General features: G+C 50.5%; 18 protein-coding genes and 1 riboswitch. Of the genes, 1 reads left to right on the top strand and 17 read right to left on the bottom strand.

Annotated features, from left to right (window positions below; all coding sequences use genetic code 11):
- Window positions 1-17: 17 nt before the first annotated feature.
- From upp to CHI14_RS21850, 14 genes are all read right to left on the bottom strand, one after another.
- Complete coding sequence (upp, locus tag CHI14_RS21910) at window positions 18-647, bottom strand: uracil phosphoribosyltransferase (RefSeq protein ID WP_062321690.1); 630 nt, start codon at window positions 645-647, stop codon at window positions 18-20.
- A 230-nt stretch (window positions 648-877) separates the two neighbouring features.
- Window positions 878-2,125: a serine hydroxymethyltransferase gene (locus tag CHI14_RS21905; protein ID WP_095291213.1), complete on the bottom strand. Its 1,248-nt coding sequence runs from the start codon at window positions 2,123-2,125 to the stop codon at window positions 878-880.
- A 229-nt stretch (window positions 2,126-2,354) separates the two neighbouring features.
- A complete protein-coding gene (locus CHI14_RS21900; RefSeq protein ID WP_095291211.1) occupies window positions 2,355-2,948 on the bottom strand; it encodes a TIGR01440 family protein in 594 nt (197 codons plus the stop codon).
- Window positions 2,949-3,090: 142 nt separating this feature from the next.
- A riboswitch (ZMP/ZTP riboswitch) is annotated at window positions 3,091-3,172 on the bottom strand.
- Window positions 3,173-3,309: 137 nt separating this feature from the next.
- Window positions 3,310-3,882 (bottom strand): low molecular weight protein arginine phosphatase, encoded by a 573-nt coding sequence (locus CHI14_RS21895; RefSeq protein WP_095291209.1) that lies wholly within the window; start codon window positions 3,880-3,882, stop codon window positions 3,310-3,312.
- 125 nt (window positions 3,883-4,007) lie between these two features.
- Window positions 4,008-4,568 (bottom strand): manganese efflux pump MntP, encoded by a 561-nt coding sequence (locus tag CHI14_RS21890; RefSeq protein WP_095291207.1) that lies wholly within the window; start codon window positions 4,566-4,568, stop codon window positions 4,008-4,010.
- 215 nt (window positions 4,569-4,783) lie between these two features.
- On the bottom strand, window positions 4,784-6,007 hold the full coding sequence (locus tag CHI14_RS21885; RefSeq protein ID WP_249281201.1) for an L-threonylcarbamoyladenylate synthase: 1,224 nt from the start codon (window positions 6,005-6,007) through the stop codon (window positions 4,784-4,786).
- Window positions 6,008-6,242: 235 nt separating this feature from the next.
- Window positions 6,243-6,905 (bottom strand): stage II sporulation protein R, encoded by a 663-nt coding sequence (gene spoIIR / locus CHI14_RS21880; protein ID WP_095291205.1) that lies wholly within the window; start codon window positions 6,903-6,905, stop codon window positions 6,243-6,245.
- Window positions 6,906-7,143: 238 nt separating this feature from the next.
- Entirely contained in the window at window positions 7,144-8,364 is a 1,221-nt protein-coding gene (locus CHI14_RS21875; protein WP_095291201.1) for an FtsW/RodA/SpoVE family cell cycle protein, read from the bottom strand.
- Window positions 8,365-8,610: 246 nt separating this feature from the next.
- Window positions 8,611-9,831: an FtsW/RodA/SpoVE family cell cycle protein gene (locus tag CHI14_RS21870; RefSeq protein ID WP_095291199.1), complete on the bottom strand. Its 1,221-nt coding sequence runs from the start codon at window positions 9,829-9,831 to the stop codon at window positions 8,611-8,613.
- Window positions 9,832-9,916: 85 nt separating this feature from the next.
- Window positions 9,917-10,801 (bottom strand): peptide chain release factor N(5)-glutamine methyltransferase, encoded by an 885-nt coding sequence (gene prmC / locus CHI14_RS21865; protein WP_095291306.1) that lies wholly within the window; start codon window positions 10,799-10,801, stop codon window positions 9,917-9,919.
- Window positions 10,802-10,826: 25 nt separating this feature from the next.
- Window positions 10,827-11,894 carry a peptide chain release factor 1 gene (gene prfA, locus CHI14_RS21860; protein WP_095291198.1) on the bottom strand — a complete coding sequence of 356 codons (1,068 nt, stop codon included), beginning with the start codon at window positions 11,892-11,894 and terminating at the stop codon, window positions 10,827-10,829.
- Between the two features lie 393 nt (window positions 11,895-12,287).
- The gene (locus CHI14_RS30190; protein ID WP_170948221.1) at window positions 12,288-12,446 is read right to left on the bottom strand and encodes a hypothetical protein; all 159 of its coding nucleotides are present in this window, start codon (window positions 12,444-12,446) and stop codon (window positions 12,288-12,290) included.
- Between the two features lie 225 nt (window positions 12,447-12,671).
- The gene (gene ychF, locus CHI14_RS21855; protein WP_095291196.1) at window positions 12,672-13,772 is read right to left on the bottom strand and encodes a redox-regulated ATPase YchF; all 1,101 of its coding nucleotides are present in this window, start codon (window positions 13,770-13,772) and stop codon (window positions 12,672-12,674) included.
- A 107-nt stretch (window positions 13,773-13,879) separates the two neighbouring features.
- Window positions 13,880-14,350: a GNAT family N-acetyltransferase gene (locus CHI14_RS21850; RefSeq protein WP_095291195.1), complete on the bottom strand. Its 471-nt coding sequence runs from the start codon at window positions 14,348-14,350 to the stop codon at window positions 13,880-13,882.
- A gap of 158 nt (window positions 14,351-14,508) precedes the next feature.
- Between CHI14_RS21850 and CHI14_RS21845 the strand changes: the two genes are divergently transcribed.
- Window positions 14,509-14,943 carry a hypothetical protein gene (locus tag CHI14_RS21845; RefSeq protein ID WP_095291193.1) on the top strand — a complete coding sequence of 145 codons (435 nt, stop codon included), beginning with the start codon at window positions 14,509-14,511 and terminating at the stop codon, window positions 14,941-14,943.
- 80 nt (window positions 14,944-15,023) lie between these two features.
- Here the strand turns inward: CHI14_RS21845 and fni are convergent, their stop codons facing one another.
- The 3 genes from fni to CHI14_RS21830 all read right to left on the bottom strand — a co-directional run bounded on the left by fni (window position 15,024) and on the right by CHI14_RS21830 (window position 18,944).
- The gene (gene fni, locus CHI14_RS21840) at window positions 15,024-16,091 is read right to left on the bottom strand and encodes a type 2 isopentenyl-diphosphate Delta-isomerase (protein WP_095291191.1); all 1,068 of its coding nucleotides are present in this window, start codon (window positions 16,089-16,091) and stop codon (window positions 15,024-15,026) included.
- Window positions 16,092-16,314: 223 nt separating this feature from the next.
- Window positions 16,315-17,799: a phytoene desaturase family protein gene (locus CHI14_RS21835; protein WP_095291189.1), complete on the bottom strand. Its 1,485-nt coding sequence runs from the start codon at window positions 17,797-17,799 to the stop codon at window positions 16,315-16,317.
- A complete protein-coding gene (locus CHI14_RS21830) occupies window positions 17,796-18,944 on the bottom strand; it encodes a glycosyltransferase family 2 protein (protein WP_095291187.1) in 1,149 nt (382 codons plus the stop codon). Before CHI14_RS21830 ends, CHI14_RS21835 begins: the two co-directional genes overlap by 4 nt.

The raw sequence follows: 18,944 nt of genomic DNA, 5'->3' as shown, positions 1-18,944 counted from the left end.
TTCAGCATGCAGCATGCTTATTTAGTGCCGTACAGACGGTCTCCTGCATCTCCCAATCCGGGAACGATATAACCGTGATCATCCAGACGATCATCCAGCGCCGCAACGTAGATGTCTACATCCGGGTGCGCCTCCTGAACAGCTTTTACGCCTTCAGGTGCTGCCACAAGGTTCATCATTTTAATTTGCGTGCAGCCTCGTTTTTTGAGCACGTCAATAGCAGCAATGGCAGAACCGCCAGTCGCCAGCATCGGGTCGATGACAATCAATTGACGCTCTGTAACGTCTGTAGGCAGTTTGGTGTAGTATTCTACCGGTTGCAATGTTTCCGGATCACGGAACAGACCAACATGTCCAACTTTTGCAGCTGGCAACAATTTCACAACGCCATCGAGCATTCCGAGTCCTGCACGCAGAATCGGCACCAGTCCGAGCATACGTCCGGAAATAACTTTGCCTTGTGTTTCAGCTACAGGAGTTTGTACATCAATAGTCTCCAGTTCAACATCTCTTGTAATCTCGTAAGCCATCAGTGTAGCCACTTCATCCACCAATTCACGGAAATCTTTCGTATTCGTACGCATGTCGCGTATAAACGTCAGTTTGTGTTGAATCAAGGGGTGATCACATATTACTAATTTTCCCATCTAATTTGTCCCTCCGGTAAGTTCTTCATGTTCAGCATTTCCAATAATGCCTAATCATCATTCATAGGCCCGATAAATCCTGTATATTATATCATCACCTACACCGAATTACACCATCAAAGGACATGTAATCATTACAGAAAACCGAATACTATAAAAATAGGACCGGAAACTTGGCATGTTCCGGTCCTTTTTGCTCTAGTTGTACAATAATTCCATTGGTAGATGGACTAGTATTTCAGATCTGTGTACAGCGGGAATTGGTCTGTCAGAGCCGTTACTTCCGCGCGGGCCTCATCCAGTTTCGCTGTATCTTTAGGATTTTTCAATGTTTTGGCAATGATTTTACCGATAGCAACCATGGCTTCTTCGTTCATGCCACGGGAAGTAGCTGCCGGAGTACCAATACGAATGCCGCTCGTTACAAACGGGCTGGTCGGATCAAATGGAATTGCATTTTTGTTCACGGTAATACCGATGGAATCGAGGACATGCTCAGCTTCCTTACCTGTGATGTTCACGCTGCGAGTGTCAATCAGCATCAAGTGGTTGTCTGTACCGCCGGATACAATGTTCAATCCTTCGGCAATCAGTGTTTCCGCCAAAACCTGAGCGTTTTTCACTACGTTTTGTGCATAAGTTTTGAACGAAGGCTGCAGGGCCTCACCGAGTGCCACCGCTTTGGAAGCAATAACGTGCATCAAAGGTCCACCTTGGGAACCTGGGAATACGGCTTTATCAATTGCTGCTGCCCAAGATTTGCGGCACAGGATCATACCGCCACGAGGTCCGCGCAGCGTTTTGTGTGTTGTCGTTGTTACGAAATGGGCATGTGGAACCGGGCTCGGATGCAATCCAGCAGCAACCAGTCCTGCAATATGGGCCATGTCCACCATGAACAATGCACCTACATCGTTTGCGATAGAAGCGAGTTTTTCAAAATCAATCGTACGCGGGTATGCACTTGCGCCTGCAACAATCAGACGAGGACGGTGCTTGAACGCTGCTTTGCGCACTTCATCATAATCGATCAGGAATGTATCTTCCTGTACGCCATATGCCACGAAGTTGTAGAGCAAACCAGATGCATTCACCGGGCTGCCGTGAGTCAAGTGTCCACCATGGGCAAGATTCATACCCAGTACCGTGTCACCTGGTTTCAATGCTGCAAGGTAAACTGCCATATTTGCTTGTGCTCCAGAGTGAGGCTGTACGTTTACGTGCTCAGCTCCAAACAGTTCCTTCGCACGGTCACGTGCGATATCTTCCACGACATCCACGTGCTCGCAGCCACCATAATAACGTTTGCCTGGGTATCCTTCAGCGTACTTGTTCGTCAGTACAGATCCAAGCGCCTCAATTACCGCTTCACTTACGATGTTCTCGGATGCAATCAGCTCAATGTTGTTCTGTTGGCGTTTCAACTCCAAATTCATCGCTTCAAGTACTGCAGGGTCATTCTTACGCAATTGTTCCATGTTTAAATTCCTCCCAGTATATTAGTGAAGTTATAAAGCAAAATTGATGTTTACACGAAAACGGAGAGTGCAGGACCAATCTAAAGAAACGAAGTGTTCGCCTTTATCACCGGATTTCCCCTTTAAAAGGGGATTCAAAAAATCTGGGGATAACAGCGATCGGAAGATGGTACTGCAATCGGAGTTAGGAGTGTAACCTTTCAGTTTCGCTTTATAGTAGGTTGAAGATTTAGTCGCAAAATGTCGAATCTGGTTGTTCTTCCATCTGATACACCGCACGTTCGCCGCCAATCAGCTTCGGACGGGTCAAAGCTGTCGTCACACGGGCTTCCCCGATATAGCGAAGTGTTGTACGGAAGGGGACTGCCACATGCCGCAAGTGCATGCCAATCATCGTTTCCCCGATATCTACTCCTGCATGAGCCTGCACATGTTCAGCCAGACAAGGATCACTCAGCGAACGATATGCTGCGGATGCCATGGAACCGCCTGCCTTGGGAACCGGTACGGCGCCCACTTCAGTCAAACCAAGACGTGTGAGCAGTGAACGTTCCATCACCAATGCGCGGTTCAAGTGTTCACAGCACTGAAACACAGGCTCAAAACCGAATTCCTGCTGCACCTCGCGAATCCCTGCAAGAAGCTGCTGTGCTACATCAACGGCACCACTCGTACCAATCTTTTGGCCTGCAACCTCGCTTGTGCTTGTACCGATCACAACGATCTGTCCAGGTCCAAGCTTTCCGGCAAGTGCCAGTTCACGCAGAATGGTTACGGTCTGTTCCTGCAATCCGGGTTGATCCGAATCTAACTCAATAGTCATCCTATCGCCTCCCGATAAAATCATGCCTGACTCCCTCACGGCTGCCCGCTCTTGTATTCAAGCACGGCATTTCAGGTACTATTATAGCGAATAATCAGATGAAAGACGAAAAAAAGAGCAGTCTGCGGGTATCGCAGAATTGCTCTTTTGCCCAGGCGACCGGCCGTTTGTTCCGGTGCTCCATTGTGGTTGTGCCCACTTCGTCGCCAGTTACACCGGATCCCTGTTTTCCCCTTCATCATAAAACAACCCACGCTTAAAATCAACGGGTAATTTACACTACGTGTTCGTTTTTGCATAACAAATTAATTTGAAGATTCAATCTTCCCTGCCCAATTACTATGACCTGCACAATCCCGGTTTATCCCAACTTGTCCAGGAGGCGATCCAGCGCAGTTCTGATCTCCGCAGCGGCGATATTGTAATCATCTCGACTGCCGCCAAACGGGTCAGATATATCAAAGCTTGGAATACGCTGCCGAATCTCGATCACGCGCTCACGTTCTGATGCCAGAATCTCCTGACCCAGTGCACGCTTCAGTTCCAGTGTGGCGAACAGGCTGTCCAGTTCCTGAAGGTCATTCAGAACCTGATTATCATTCTCCACATATTCTTTCAGCGTGTACGTCTTGTGTACCGAATCCGGAAAAACCTGCATGACATGCTGTTTATGGCTCCGCGTTAACGTAAGGACCAAATCTGCCCAGTCCATCAGGCTCGCGTTAAGCTGTGTGGAATGACCAGGCCCTTCCGCCTGGTGATCTCTTAATACTGCTTCGGCATGACGGGAAATTGGCATTCCCGATGCTGCTGCCACACCTGCAGAACGAACCTCTACCTGAATGCCCCGTTCCGCTGCCAGCTTGCGCAAAAGCCCTTCCGCCATGGGGCTGCGGCACGTATTCCCTGTACATACAAACAAAATATGTTTCATTGTGATAGCCTCCCCATTTCGCAAATGTTGTCGAATGATGCAATATTTTAATTTTAAATGATGAAAATTTAAAGAGTATCGGTTATGACTGCACAAGGGGCTCCAGCTGTTCCGCTCTATGACTATTAAAAAATAAACAACAGTCCAAACGCAAGCAGGATGGCTCCGCCAATCGCTTCACCATAATCACCAAGGTTCTGGCTTACTCGTCTTCCCAGCAGCAGTCCCATGACGGACATGATTCCACCGCATGCACCAAAGGCAAGTACGGTCAGCACCAGATCACTGCTAAACATGCCGAGGGACACCCCAACGGAAAACGAATCCACACTCACACTGAGTGAAAATAAAATCACACCGAGCATGGAGCGATGGTCCACCAGCTTGGTATCACCTTCACGAAATGCATTCAGAATCATGTGACCCCCAAGCAGAACCAGCAATCCGCCTGCAGCATACGTCGTAATATCTCCCAAGAGAGAGCTGACGTATTTTCCCGTGTACATGCCGATCAGCGGCATGATGACATGAAACAAGGCCGTAACCAAACTGATTCGCAGCACATCACGCAAACGAATGCCTTTCATGCCAATCCCAATACCCAGCGAAAAGGCATCCAGCCCGAGGGCGACGGCCATAATCAAAATGGTTACCAACTGCCCCAAATGGGCAGACACATCCCACATTCCCATACCCCCAAGTCACGTAAAGGTTCTTGTACACGATATGCGGACAAGGACACAAACATGACGGGAGAACGAGAATGAATAGACGGCAGAGACGCAGGCAGGCGTATCAAAAGAGGATTGATCTAATCGGCAGGTCGTGGTGTGGTGGTGCTTGCTGCCACGGCCTGCCGATTAGGTGGACCGGAGAGACATCGTCAGCTCCGGTCATTATGTTACTGGTCCCCAACCTGTATAAGTTGGTGACCCGCAGCTTTGAGCAGCCGGTTCATGACGGCTGCTCCCAGCCCTTCGCGTGAGCAGGCTTCAGCCACAATGTATGTGGCTCCCTGCTCATCGCAGCTGCGCAGCGCGGCGTACAGCCGGCGCGCTGCTTCTTCAAGCTCGCTGGCATTGCCCAGCGAGAATACGGCATCGGCGCGGTACTGCTCCGCGTGCTCGGCGAACGCCAGCACCGCGGTGCGCTCTCCGCGCTGCGCCGCCTCCGCGAGGGCGGCGCTGATCCAGGCCGCCACGGCTGGCGGCGGCCCCTCTACCACGCACAGCGACCCTGCGGGCGCATAGTGCGTGTACTTCATGCCCGGCGAGCGCGGCGCCGGGCTGCCTTCGCCTTCGGACCCACCCGCGAGAATCGCTGGGTCCGTGGCGACACGGGCGGCAACGGCGGACAACTGTTCCGCCGTAATGCCGCCAGGGCGCAGGATGGTGACGGTACCGTCGTCACCGACCTGCACTACCGTGGACTCGACGCCCACACCCGTGGGGCCGCCATCCACGATGCCGCCGATGCGGCCAGCCAGATCCTCGCTCACATGTGAAGCGAGCGTCGGGCTTGGCCGCCCGGAGCGGTTAGCGCTTGGCGCAGCCACTGGGCACGCCGCTGCTGCGAGCAGCTGCAGAGCAACCGGGTGATCCGGCATGCGAACACCCACCGTATCCAAGCCAGCCGTAACCCGTGGGGATACGGCTCCTGGCTTAACAGGCAGCACAATCGTGAGCGGGCCTGGCCAAAAGGCTTTGATCAGCGCTTCTGCCGCCTCATTCACTTCCGTAACCAGTGAATCCAGCTGATCGCGATGTGCAATATGCACAATGAGCGGATTGTCTGACGGGCGGCCTTTGGCTTCAAATATAGCCTCTACCGCAGCTGTACTGCGCGCATCCGCGCCCAAACCGTATACCGTCTCTGTCGGAAACGCAATGGTCTGGCCTTGACGAATGCAGGCAGCGGCAGCCTGCAAGTCAGCGAGCGCCTGCTGATAGGCGCTCTCCTTTTTCTCATCAAATTCCTGTCCCTCAGGTTCACCCATAACCAAATTACCCACAACATGCGGCTGATTCTCAATCATCAATGCTCTGACATCCCACACCGAGGTAAGCAATCCTTCCGGGTTTCCCGAATCTTTGTTTCCTGTGTATTGGCCTTGTTCTCTACTCATATATCCATCATCCCTAAACTTCAATAGGTTAGTACCGCGGGGCCTCGACCTTGACGGTAGCTGTCTTGCTTTCATTTCGAATACCTATAATTATAGCATATCTGTTCAACCTAAGAACGGGCTCGCTATCTCTCTTATAACTCCATCCGTTAAGCATGACAGCCATTCATTGAAAAATGGGGCAAAAGGGCAGCTTCCTGTATCGAAGTCGCCCTTCCCTATCATTCTCACGATATTATGCAAACAACCCGGCTACCCAATCCCATAGTTTAACCGCCAGATCCACCAGGAAAAAACGCGCTTCCGGTGTTGCTCCCTGGACAGATGCTTCAGCATCTCCAGGCTCAGCAGCAGCCGCTGCAGATACCGTAGACGGATTCGCCAGCGCATCCCCTGTGCTTGCATCAATGAAGCATAATGGCGGAAACAGCACACACCACCAGTTCTGACCCTTTCCTTCTCCCAGTGTTATACGCACTGCTTCATAATCACCTGCGGGATATACCGTGCCTCCATATAGTTTGGTAGGGAACGGAACGACACCAAGCTCCACTTGAAATGGATAGTCCAGTCCACGGCTGGCCAACTCTTCTCCCACCCGATCTTCAATTTCAGACAAATGCTCACGAATGACATGGCGTGCTTCATCCAGACTTTGCGGATTATCCAGCTCTGTAACCCACTCACTCATCTGGGCGACCACAGCATCCCGAATCTCGCGTTTCACCAGTTGGTCTCCTGGCGCATCCGAATTCGCTAGAATCCGCAAACGGATGGATTGCTCCGGAATTGCTGTAGCGGCTACAGCTGCATCCGTCTTCTGACCTTCCCACATCATAATAATCATCATAAGACAAACGATAATAAGTCCCATTTGTTTCACTGTTCTTCTGCTCATCCCGTTCTCCCCCTCGGCTCCCGTGATCATGTTCCCTGCAACTCTCTCATGTCTATCAGTATGCCCGGAAGAGACAGAAGTAAACCTAGCAAAAATTATAAATCTAGCAAATTCATTCTTTCATTTTAACGTGGTTGAGCCGGATTAAGAAAAGGCCGACCACATCTGTTACCGATGTGCATCAGCCTTGCTTAAGATCTATCAAATCTAACTGTTAATACATAACCCTATTCGATGATTACAACGCGCTCTTTTCTTTTCTCAGCAAATGCAGTAACCGGTCTGGCAAACCAGGCTTCTGCTCTCCAAGCAGCAGGTCATCTTCCTCTTCATCTCCATATAATTTAATGCTCATGACCAGTCCGATACAAGCCATATTAATGAGCAATGAAGTACCGCCATAACTGATGAACGGAAGGGTAATCCCTGTTAGTGGCATCAGTCCGAGGAACGCGCCTATGTTTTCAAACACTTGGTATAAGAGCATGCCAATAATGCCTACAATAATGATCGGTCCCGCCCGATCCTTGCATTCCATACCAATCAGAACCATTCGGTGAATCAGAATGAAGTACAGCAGTAACAGCACCGACGCTCCTACAAAACCGAATTCCTCAGCGATAACGACAAAGATGGAATCCGAATAGGTATACGGCACGCGTCCACTTTGGACGGAAGTTCCCTGCAAATACCCTTTGCCGATAATGCCTCCGGAGCCTATAGCCAAGCCTGCATTTTTGGTGTGCCATGTCGCCTTGGATGTGGCCTTTTCCGGTACGAGCCACGGATCTATCCTTTCCGCCCAGTGTTCACGGCCTACCTTCTCGAGAAAGGTAAAGATTTCATCATGATACGTCGTGTAGGCTTTGACGAAACCAAAGAAAGTTACGGCTACAATAACAAGGCCAATGATTGCGTGTTTTAGCTTGATATTACCGATCCACAATACCGCGGCCAAGATGACGACGTAACCCAGCGCGTTGCCCAAATCATTCTGAATCATGACGAGTGCAAACGGAACGAACGCCCAACATCCGATGGGAATGATATCTCTCCAGAACCCGAGCGTGCTTCGCTGGCGCTTCACAAGCAAATGTGCGAGAAATAGAATCAGGATCATCTTGAACAACTCCGCAGGTTGAAACGAAAGATTGTCCCCAAGCTTGATCCATCCGTTGGCATTATTAATAGGTCCGCCCACAAAGTTGACGAGAACAAGCAAAACGATTCCTAAGGCATACAGATAAAAGGCATATTTCACATACAGTTTGTAATTCACTAATCCGATGCCCACTACTGCGACAAATCCGACAATATAAAACAACAAGGTTTTGATATGATGCCTGGCCAAAGTGGCATCCGTCTGCGTACCACTATAGATGGCAAACACACTTGCGATCATCAGCAAAAACAATACAAACAGAATTACACCGTCCATCTTTTTCAGCATTCTCCACATCACTGCAATCGTCCTCCCGGATACCTATACGCATTTTCCAAATTGACTTATAATTTCCATTGTATAAAATAGAGAGAGAAATTGGAAATTTTAATCACCGCGTGGAGGATGGATTTCAACTTACATAGCTATTAGAGAAAATCTAGCATAAGAAAAACCCTGGAAGCATCAGATCCAAATGGCTTGGATTGATCTTTCCAGGGTTCTATGACTCACTTGTTTGTTTCCTGCACATGACAAAAGGAATTACTGTTCCTGCTGGGACGGTTTCCTTCTGAACAACTTGAGGACGATATCCGTAATTCCCGGTTGTTCTGCAGAGCCCAGAATATCCTCGTTCTCTTCCGTATGAACCTTAATACTCATCACGATACCCATACTGATCATGTTAATCATGATTGACGTACCACCCGAACTGATAAACGGCAGCGTGATCCCGGTCAGCGGCATCAGACCAATAAACGGACCGATGTTGACAAATATCTGGTAAAGCAGCATCGCTATAATGCCGACAATGAGGTAAGGCCCTGCGCGATCTTTACATTCGAGCGCAATAAGTACCAGCCTGTGGATGAGAATAAAGTACAGCAGCAGCAGCACTGAAGCACCTACAAAGCCAAACTCCTCCCCAATCTGCACAAAGATCGAGTCGGCATAAGCCAGCGGTACCCGATTTGACTGAATCGTTGTACCTTCCAAGTATCCTTTACCACTAATGCCCCCAGAGCCAATCGCCAGCTTCGCGTTATAGGTCTGCCAGAGCACGTCTCTGGAGGTCTGATCGGGCACAAGCCATGGGTCGAAGCGATCCGCCCAGTGAGAACGCCCAACGTCCTTCAGAAATTTAACAATCTCATCATGATAATGAATATAAGCTTGTATACCGCCAACAAAAGCAGCTACTGCAATAATAAAGCCAATAAGAGCATGAGAGAATTTAATATTACCAATCCATAACAGGCCCACGAGAATGATTACATAACTCAAAGCATTCCCCAAGTCATTTTGAAGAAGTACGAGTAGTAATGGCGGCAAAACACAGAGTGAGACCGGAATGACATCACGTCCAAAATAAAGCGGACGATTCTTCTTTCGAGCCAATAAGGCGGACAAGAACACAATCAGGCATAGCTTGAACAATTCAGCAGGCTGCAAACTTACACCGAAAATGGATAACCAGCCCTTTGCCCCATAATACTCTTTACCAAAGAACATAACAAAAATAAGCAAGAGCATACCTACGCCATAGATATACAGATAGTTTTTGATAATGAATTTGTAATTAATCATCGACATTCCAAAAAAGACCACGAAGCCCAAAATATAATACATAACGGCACTTTGCGTGAGTCCCTCCAGCTTTGGCCTGCCAAAGGTTGTACTATAAATCGACAAAATACTGATAACCATCAATATAACCAATATAAAAACAATCGAGTAGTCTATCTTTTTGAATTTATGCAGCATGTAGTTATGTTCCCCCAAGCATTCAGCAATCTTCGGTATATCCCATTGTAGAGGATTTCGCGGCAAAAAGAAAACCCGCAGAACCTTACATTTTCGTCACCTGTTCCGAAGTACGAACACCCAGGACATGCCGCTCGATCCCGGCAAGGTCTGGGACAATGATAATTTCCGGCCAGTGTCCGGCTGATTCAAGCAATGCGGCGATGTCGCGAGCCTGTCCCTGACCGAGTTCAAAACCAATGACCTGCGGCGGCGCAGGCAGCAGCGCCAGCTGCTCCAGCATAACCCGGTACGGTGCCAATCCATCCGGACCGCCGTCCAGTGCCGTGTGCGGCTCATGATCGCGCACCTCAGGCTGCAGCCCGGCGATATCCGCCGCCGGGATATATGGCGGGTTGGACACCAGAATGTCCACCCGAACCCCTGCGAACGGGGCCAGCAGATCGCCTTCGCGGAAGTCGATCTGTACCCCGTTCGCGGCCGCGTTCCGTGCGGCCACTTGCAGCGCCGCCGCCGATATGTCTCCGGCGCCGACCTGCCAGCGCGGACGCTGCGAGGCGATCGTCACCGCGATCGCACCGCTGCCCGTGCCAATATCGACGGCGAGCGGAGCGCCGCCGGGAAACACGCGGTCGGCTTCGCGCAGCACAGCCTCGACCAGCAGCTCGGTCTCCGGCCGCGGAATCAGCACGGCCGGCGTGACCTCGAACGGCAGCCCATAGAACTCCTGGCTGCCGATGATATACTGCGCCGGCTCACCCGCAGCCTTGCGCGTGACGGCGTCCTCCCAGCGGCTGCGCAGCTCGCTGGGGAAGGGTTCCGGCTGCATCATGTAATACGCGGCGCCATAGACGCCGAGTACATGCTCCAGCAGCAGCCGGGCATTATTCTGCGGCTCGTACACGCCGCTCTTTTCCAAAAAAGAGGAAGCCTCCACGAAGGCTTCCCGACAGCTCTGTTCCGGCGTCATCACAAACTGCGCGCGGGTCACAGCATTATTCTCCTCTATCCATCATCTCCGTCTGCTCGGCAATCGTCAGCGCAGACAGGATTTCTTCAATCTCTCCGTTCATGACCTGATCCAATTTGTGCATGGTCAGACCAATGCGGTGATCGGTTACACGGCTTTGCGGGAAGTTGTACGTACGAATCCGCTCACTGCGGTCCCCTGTACCCACTTTACTCTTGCGCTCCCCTGCAATTTTCGCTTCTTCTTCCTGGCGCATCATATCGAAGATCCGGGTACGCAATACTTGCAGCGCTTTTTCCTTGTTCGAGTTCTGCGATTTACCGTCCTGACATGTCGCTACGATTCCGGTTGGAACGTGCGTTACCCGTACAGCAGATTTCGTCGTGTTAACCGACTGTCCGCCGGCACCGCTGGAACAGAACGTATCCACACGAATGTCTTTATCATGAATTTCAATATCGAAATCTTCAGCTTCAGGCATAACGGCTACCGTTGAAGTGGACGTATGAATCCGTCCGCCTGATTCGGTTGTAGGGATACGTTGTACACGGTGCGCTCCACTCTCGTACTTCATTTTGCTGTATGCACCGCGGCCGTTGATGAGGAAAATAACCTCTTTGAATCCGCCGACATCATTCGTATTGGCATCCATCAATTCCACGCGCCAGCCTTGATTATCGGCATAACGTGTGTACATGCGGTATAGATCCGCTGCAAACAATGCCGCTTCATCTCCACCAGCTGCTCCGCGAATTTCCACGATGACGTTTTTGTCGTCATTCGGATCTTTCGGCAGCATGAGAACACGAATCAGTTCGTCCAGTTCTTTCTGACGGGCGCTGAGTTCTTCGATTTCCATTTTGACCATTTCACGCATTTCGTCATCCAGCTTCTCGCCTTGCATTTCTTTTGCTGCTTCGAGATCCTGACTCACCTGTTTGTACTCATTGTATGCTTCGTACGTCGGCTGCAGATCGGACTGCTCTTTGGAATACTCACGCAGCTTTTTGTTATCACTTGCCACATCCGGGTCACAGAGCAGCTCGCTAAGCTTGTCATAACGGTCCGCCAATGCCTGTAATTTATCCAACATATATATAGTCACCTCACGATTTATTTTCGGTTATACGCTGCACGTCTCCGGGCAGGCGTTCCATGTTTATTATCTATATCATCTATTTTCATAACGCATAGGTTCTCAGTCCAACCGAACCCTGACCGTAACATTCATTAATGACCGACGCAACATCGCTACAACGTCATCAAATCCTTTACTTTTAAGTTATATAAAAGAGCTCATGTACCTTACGCGAAGCCCCGCTTAAGTCTTACAAAAAGCGAGCTAAATCAACCTAGGTACACGACTCTTAATTATAGCATATTCTTCTCATCCTGAACAGATGCTTTTCCACCTGCCTACAGGCTCGCTTTGGATTATGGCACAACTGACAATGGCATTATTACATTATTCTTCAATGAATATCAGCTACAACAAGCACCGAAAATGGACACCCAGCAGATCGTTACCCTCATCGCGAAACTGGGGTAATCCTTCAACAAGAAGCAGATCGCTAATCTCTCTCGGTAAATGCATCGCTTTCACATATGCTTCATCATATTGAATACGGGTTACTGCATCCTCCATTTGTCCATCCTCCCCATGCCCTTTTCCTCTATTATATCCACACTGCGCAAACAATCCAGTATAAGCAGAACAAGCGGGTTGCCATCACGGATCCTTCCCTGCATTCTCGCCTACTCCCTCTAATCTGCCACTACACCCTTCATCCCAATTAAAAACCCTGCCATCTTCAGGGAAGACAGCAGGGCTGTTCATGTCTATCATGTACTGCTTAGATTGGTTATACGCTTATACGTTGAAACGGAAGTGCATAACATCTCCGTCATTGACCACATATTCTTTACCTTCCAAACGAAGCTGTCCGCGTTCTTTGGCACCGTTCATGGAACCAGCTGCAACCAGGTCTTCGTAGGAAACGACTTCTGCACGAATGAATCCGCGCTCGAAGTCCGTATGAATTACACCCGCTGCGCCCGGTGCTTTTGTACCTTTGCGGATCGTCCACGCACGAACTTCCTGTACACCTGCCGTGAAGTATGTGTACAGACCCAGCAGTTTGTAAGCGGCTTTGATCAACAGGTTCAGACCGGAATCCTCGATACCGAGCTCTTCCAGGAACATTTGTTTATCTTCGCCTTCCAGCTCGGAGATTTCTTCTTCGACTTTTGCACTGATCGGCACCACTTCTGCATTTTCAGCAGCCGCGAATTCTCTTACTTTTTGCACATAGGCATTGTTCGCCACATCACCGATTTCATCCTCGGCTACGTTAGCTGCGTACAGAACCGGCTTCAGGGTAAGCAGGTGCAGATCACGTACGATCAGACGCTCTTCGTCTGTCAATTCCATGCTGCGTGCCGGCTTATCTTCGTACAGAACAGCCTTCACTTTCTCCAGTACTTCCACTTCTTGAGCAGCCTGCTTGTTGCCGCCCTTCATGTTTTTCTTGGAGCGATCGATTTTTTTCTCAACACTCTCGATATCAGCCAGGATCAGCTCCAGATTAATCGTCTGGATGTCGCTTACCGGATCAATTTTGCCATCTACGTGAGTGATATTCTCATCAACAAAGCAGCGTACCACGTGAACAATCGCATCCACTTCACGAATATGGGCAAGAAACTTGTTACCCAGACCTTCGCCTTTACTTGCGCCGCGCACAAGCCCTGCGATATCTACGAATTCAAACGCTGTGGGTACCGTCTTCTTCGGTACAACGAGTTCTGTCAATTTGTCCAAACGCTCGTCCGGTACTTCAACGATCCCCACGTTCGGATCAATCGTACAGAACGGATAGTTTGCCGACTCGGCACCTGCTTGTGTAATTGCGTTAAACAGAGTGGATTTACCAACGTTAGGCAGGCCCACGATTCCAGCTTTCAAAGCCATGTATATGACAACTCCTCATTCATTACTTGTTCGGTATGGATAATCCTATACATTATATATGACAAACCCGGAGGCATCAAGGAACTTCGGGTTTCGTATCTGCCTGACTACCGTTTAAGTTCCTTGTACATCGTCAGATCAGTGATCTCGTACCCCATCTTGCGATACAAGCTGCTCGCCCGCACATTATGTCCAAACACATGCAAACCAATTCGATCCACCTGAAGACTGTGGGCCGCTTGTTCAAGTGCTTCCATCGTTTCGGTACCATACCCCTTGCCCCGATGTGCTTCTTCGACAACAATATCGAGCAAAAAGGCTTCCTTACCCCGGCGATTGTCCGTAATGTTAAACCAGATGTACCCCACATTGCCGTCCACTGGATGCACCAGGTTATAAATGTACGCTCCAGGCGTATTCAGCCCTTCAGGCAAAAAGCGATTGTAAGAAGCCTCAGCGAGCTCCTGCGCCTCTTCCTCTGCCCATGCTCCTGCTTCTACTTTCTCGACTGCAAAATCCGCAATCGAACGCTTACGAAAATCCGTAAATTCCTGCTCATTCATGGATACAAGCTCCATAGTATTCCCTCCCGGGTTCCAATTCCGTTTTCAATCTTCTAACAGCTAATCTTATTGAAACGTTTTATTGTCCATCATACATGAAGTGAAAAAAAATCTGCATAACTTTTATCAGACTTCCATTGTTTATTAACCATAACGAGAGGAGCACATATAAGATGAACAGACGTCGCAAACGACCTTCAAGGAAAATCATCATTCTCTTGGCGGGTGTGGTTATCTTTATTGGGATCATTATAGGTATGGCGTATCCAACCATAGACCAATTCCGATCGCTCAGGATCACCATTCACAATCAATCTGACTACGATCTTACAAATGTTAATGCAAGCCTGGTCCAAGGTGAAGGCCCGGTTAACAGTGAAAGAGATGGCTCCGTGTACAAGCTGAAGAAGGATATCGCCAGCGGTAAAAAAGTAAAGTTCGCTCCTAGGCTTAGTCCTTCCGGGGAATCCTCTGTACACCTGCAATTCACCGATAGCCGAGGAGAAATTCATACCAAAATCGTCTGTGGTTATACGGAGTATCTATCCGGCAATACCTACGTCACCGTAACCAACGACAATATCACGGTAAAAGAAGAGTGTTGGTAATCCTTCTGTCTTTTCATAACAAAAAGGGACTTACCCCGATGTCATCAGCATGAAGATGACGGGGATGCCCCTCTTCCGTATTAACGCCGCTCGACCAATCGCTTTGTCTGCTGCAAATCTTCGATTCGCCCGGCTCCGATACCAAACATAACCGTACGAAGTTCGAACTCCACCTGCTCCAGCCGACCATCCAGTGCTTCATCCGAAGCCACTGCAGATTCAAGCAGGGAGCGGCCGAAACCGGCCAGGTCTGCACCCAGCGCGAGCGCCTTGGCCGCATCCACACCATGATGAAGTCCGCCGCTGCCAATCACAACCCCTTCGGGATTCAGTGCTCTGACTTCCCGGATGCACTCGGCAGTCGGAATGCCCCAATCAGCAAAGGCTTCGGCTGCTGCCCGGCGAACCGGGTTGTTGTTCCGGTATTTCTCCACCTGCACCCAGCTGGTGCCTCCCGCTCCGGCCACGTCGATAAATGCTGCACCTGCATCATACAGCCGCTGTGCCGTTATTCCATCAATGCCCCAGCCTACTTCCTTCACTCCAACGGGTACATCCAGCGTACGGCACAGATCTTCAATCCGGTTCAACAACCCGCTGAAGTCCGTATTGCCCTCCGGCTGGAAGATCTCCTGCAAACCGTTCAGGTGCAATACCAGCACATCCGCACCGGCGATCTCAACGGCACGCTGGAAGTCAGCCGTGTTGAAGCCGTAATTCAACTGCACTGCGCCCAGGTTGGCGATCACCGGGATGTCAGGGGCCCAGCGTCGTACATCGAAGGTCGGCGCCAGTTCAGGTTGTTCCACTGCTGCCCGTATGGAACCTACGCCAAGCGCCCAGCCTCTGGCATTGGCCACGCGGGCAAGCCGCTCGTTAATGGCGCCTGTCGTTTGGCTCCCACCTGTCATTGAGCTGATGAGCAGCGGTGTACGAATCTCTTTTCCCAAGAACACCGTGTTCAGACTGACCTCATCAAAATTCAGTTCAGGCAGGGGATTATGACGAAATACGTACCGCTCCATTCCGCTCGTGATCCCTTCTCCTGCCACATTCTCTTCCAGACAGAGGCGCACATGCTCCAGCTTCCGTTCCCCCGTAGCCACCTCGGGAAGCAGCCGCTTGCCGGCTCGCTCTTGTTCATTCATGATGAGACCTCCTTATGTGAGAAATTGTGCGGATGGACAGGGACCCCCTGCCGGTTCCGTTCAATTGAATAATTGCATTTGTTTGCTTATTTTTGCTCATATGTAACGCACAATTCTGCATGTAAAAAATTCCTATAGAGTCTTCGGTGATATCTTCCACGCGTCAACTCTACCCAGTATACCGTTCCGGACATGCTAATGAAAGGGCGCACCCGCTCATCTCTTATGAATCATTGAGCACGGATGCTAGCTGCTCGCCGACCAGCTGCCCGGATAGCGTTACGATCGGCGTCCCGCCTCCCGGATGCGTCGTTCCACCCACGTACCATAACCCCTGTACATCCCTGCTTTTGTTCCCGGGGCGAGAGAAGGTCTGCCTCACTGAATTGGAGGAAATCCCGTAGATCGATCCTTGATGCGCCAATGTATCGCGTTCAATATCCTGTGGCGTGTACCGTATTAACACATCTGATTGCTTTAATCCTGTAATTCCCCGCTGTTCAAGCTTATCCAGTACCAACTCGCCGTAGCGTTCCGTTTGCTCCTCCCAATTCCATGCATCCGACAGATACGGGGCGTTCACCAATATAAACAGATTACTCGCTCCTGCCGGAGCCATACCTGCCTCCGAATAACCGGAATAACAGATGTAGATGGTCGGATCCAGCGGCATCCTGCGTTCACGGAAAATATGTTCGAACTCCGGTTCATACCTTTCCGGGAAAAAGACGGTATGGTGCAGCAGGGAGTCATACTGCTTCCGCACACCTGCCAGAGTCACATAACCGGAAATGGACGGCTCATATTTGCGAATCCTTCCATCACTCATCTGCTTTCGATGTTCCGGTGCAAGCAGGAGACGGTTTACACTGAGCACATCCCCGTTGGCCACCACCTGATCCGCTTCATGGAAGCCTCGATCCGTATCCACACCGATGACCTTCCCATGCCGAACGATAATCTGCCGGACCTCGGTGCCCGTCATTATCCGTACTCCTTTTTCCTCAGCAAGCTTCGCCATGGCTTTGATCAGCTCATAGGTTCCGCCTTTTACACCGTATACCCCTTCATCTGCCTCTACATGGCCCATCATCGCGAAAATGGATGGAGCCTGATAAGGCGATGAGCCGACGTATGTCGCGTAACGACCGAACAGCGCCAAGGTGTTGGGATGACTGAAATAGGATCGCAGCAGCTGATTGAGCTTCACGGCGGGGCGCACGCGCAGCAAGCTGCGAAGCATCTGGAGATTGTACTTGTCTTTTGCGGTCAGCAGCAGTTTGCCAAGAAAATGACGATCGGCTTCCGCATAAAGCGCTGCAGATTCATCCATGAATGCATCGTAACGCAGTGCATCTTCCGGGCTGTACACTGCAATCTGTTCCTCCATCCATTCCCGCTTGCCTGACAGATCCACCACGGTACCGTCTGCAAACACATTGCGTGTTCGGGGCTCCAACTCATACAGCTGGACGTAATCCTCCATTTGGGTACCCGCATGCTCAAAGACAGAGCGGAAGGTGGAAGGCATCGTAATCGTACTTGGACCGCGGTCAAAATGATATCCGTTCCGTTCCACTTGCTGCAGCTTGCCACCCACATGTGTCTGACGCTCCAGTATGGTTACCTGTATGCCTTGTGATGCAAGGCGAATGGCACAGGACAAGCCACCGAAGCCCGCACCAATAATGACCACTTTTCTGCTCAACTATACCGCCTGCCTTTCCAAACGTATCCTTTCCCTGAGCGACCGGCCCGCCAGGATGCCATTCCAATACCAATCACGCAGGCCATGCTGACAGATTGCAGACATGCAAGCCACCAGGGTTGCCCTCCTGTCTGGTCTGCCACCCTTTTCACACCCATGCCCAGCAGTGTGCCAATGAGTCCATACATGATAGCTGCAGAGCTCCCTGACAGTAATCCGAACAGCAATCCAAGTGGGGGGACAAGGTACATTAGGGTATACATGACTAGGGTACCCAGCAGGAGCACATCCCTGCGTCCCGTTCCTTCATACATGTTCTTCTTATACCCGTTCCATACTTCGGTTCCATTCTGATACATCCGCGTGCTGACCAATTCATGCACATCCGCCAGCATAACCGGATGACCTGCACGCTTGACCGCCTTCGCCAGACTCATGTCGTCCACCAGGTCTCCCTGGATGGCTGCATGGCCACCGGAAGCTTCGTAGCTCGAACGATGAATCAGCAGGAAGGCTCCGGTTGCTGCTACAAATAGCGGACTTGATGATCTGCGTATCATGAAAATGGGAAGATGGCTGATGATCGTGAATACCATCATCGGTACGACCAGCTTCTCCATCCAGGTCTTGGCCACCTGATAGGGAAACCCCGTCACAAGACCTCTCCCCAACTCACAGCCGGCAGCTACGGTTTGCCGAATAGCCTCTGGTTCAAGCCTGACATCCGCGTCAACGAACATAAACCACTCGCCTTTGGCCTCCTGAACCAGTTGGTGGCACGCATATGACTTGCCCATCCATCCAGCCGGGGGCTCCGCCCCATCAAGCAGCCGCACACGCGCATCCCGATTCGCGATCTCCTGAACCAAGGCCGCCGTTTCATCCTCGGAACGATCATTCAGTACCAGCACTTCCATCCGGTAGCCGGTTGTGTCGCTTGCGAGTACACTCTCCAGACACCCTTCAATATGCAGCCTTTCATTCCGAGCCGGAATCAGGACAGATACGAGCTTATCCTGGTGCAGCAGCCGGTCAGCAGGGAACGAACGAATTCCGGGAAGACAGGTCGCATTCCAGAGAGCAAAAATCAACTGCACACCGAGTGCAGTCGTCAATATGATCCATAATATTTCGGATGCACTCAT

This window comes from Paenibacillus sp. 7516 (assembly GCF_002272715.1).
GTDB lineage: Bacteria > Bacillota > Bacilli > Paenibacillales > Paenibacillaceae > Paenibacillus > Paenibacillus illinoisensis_A.
This window is presented reverse-complemented; position numbering and strand designations above follow the sequence as displayed.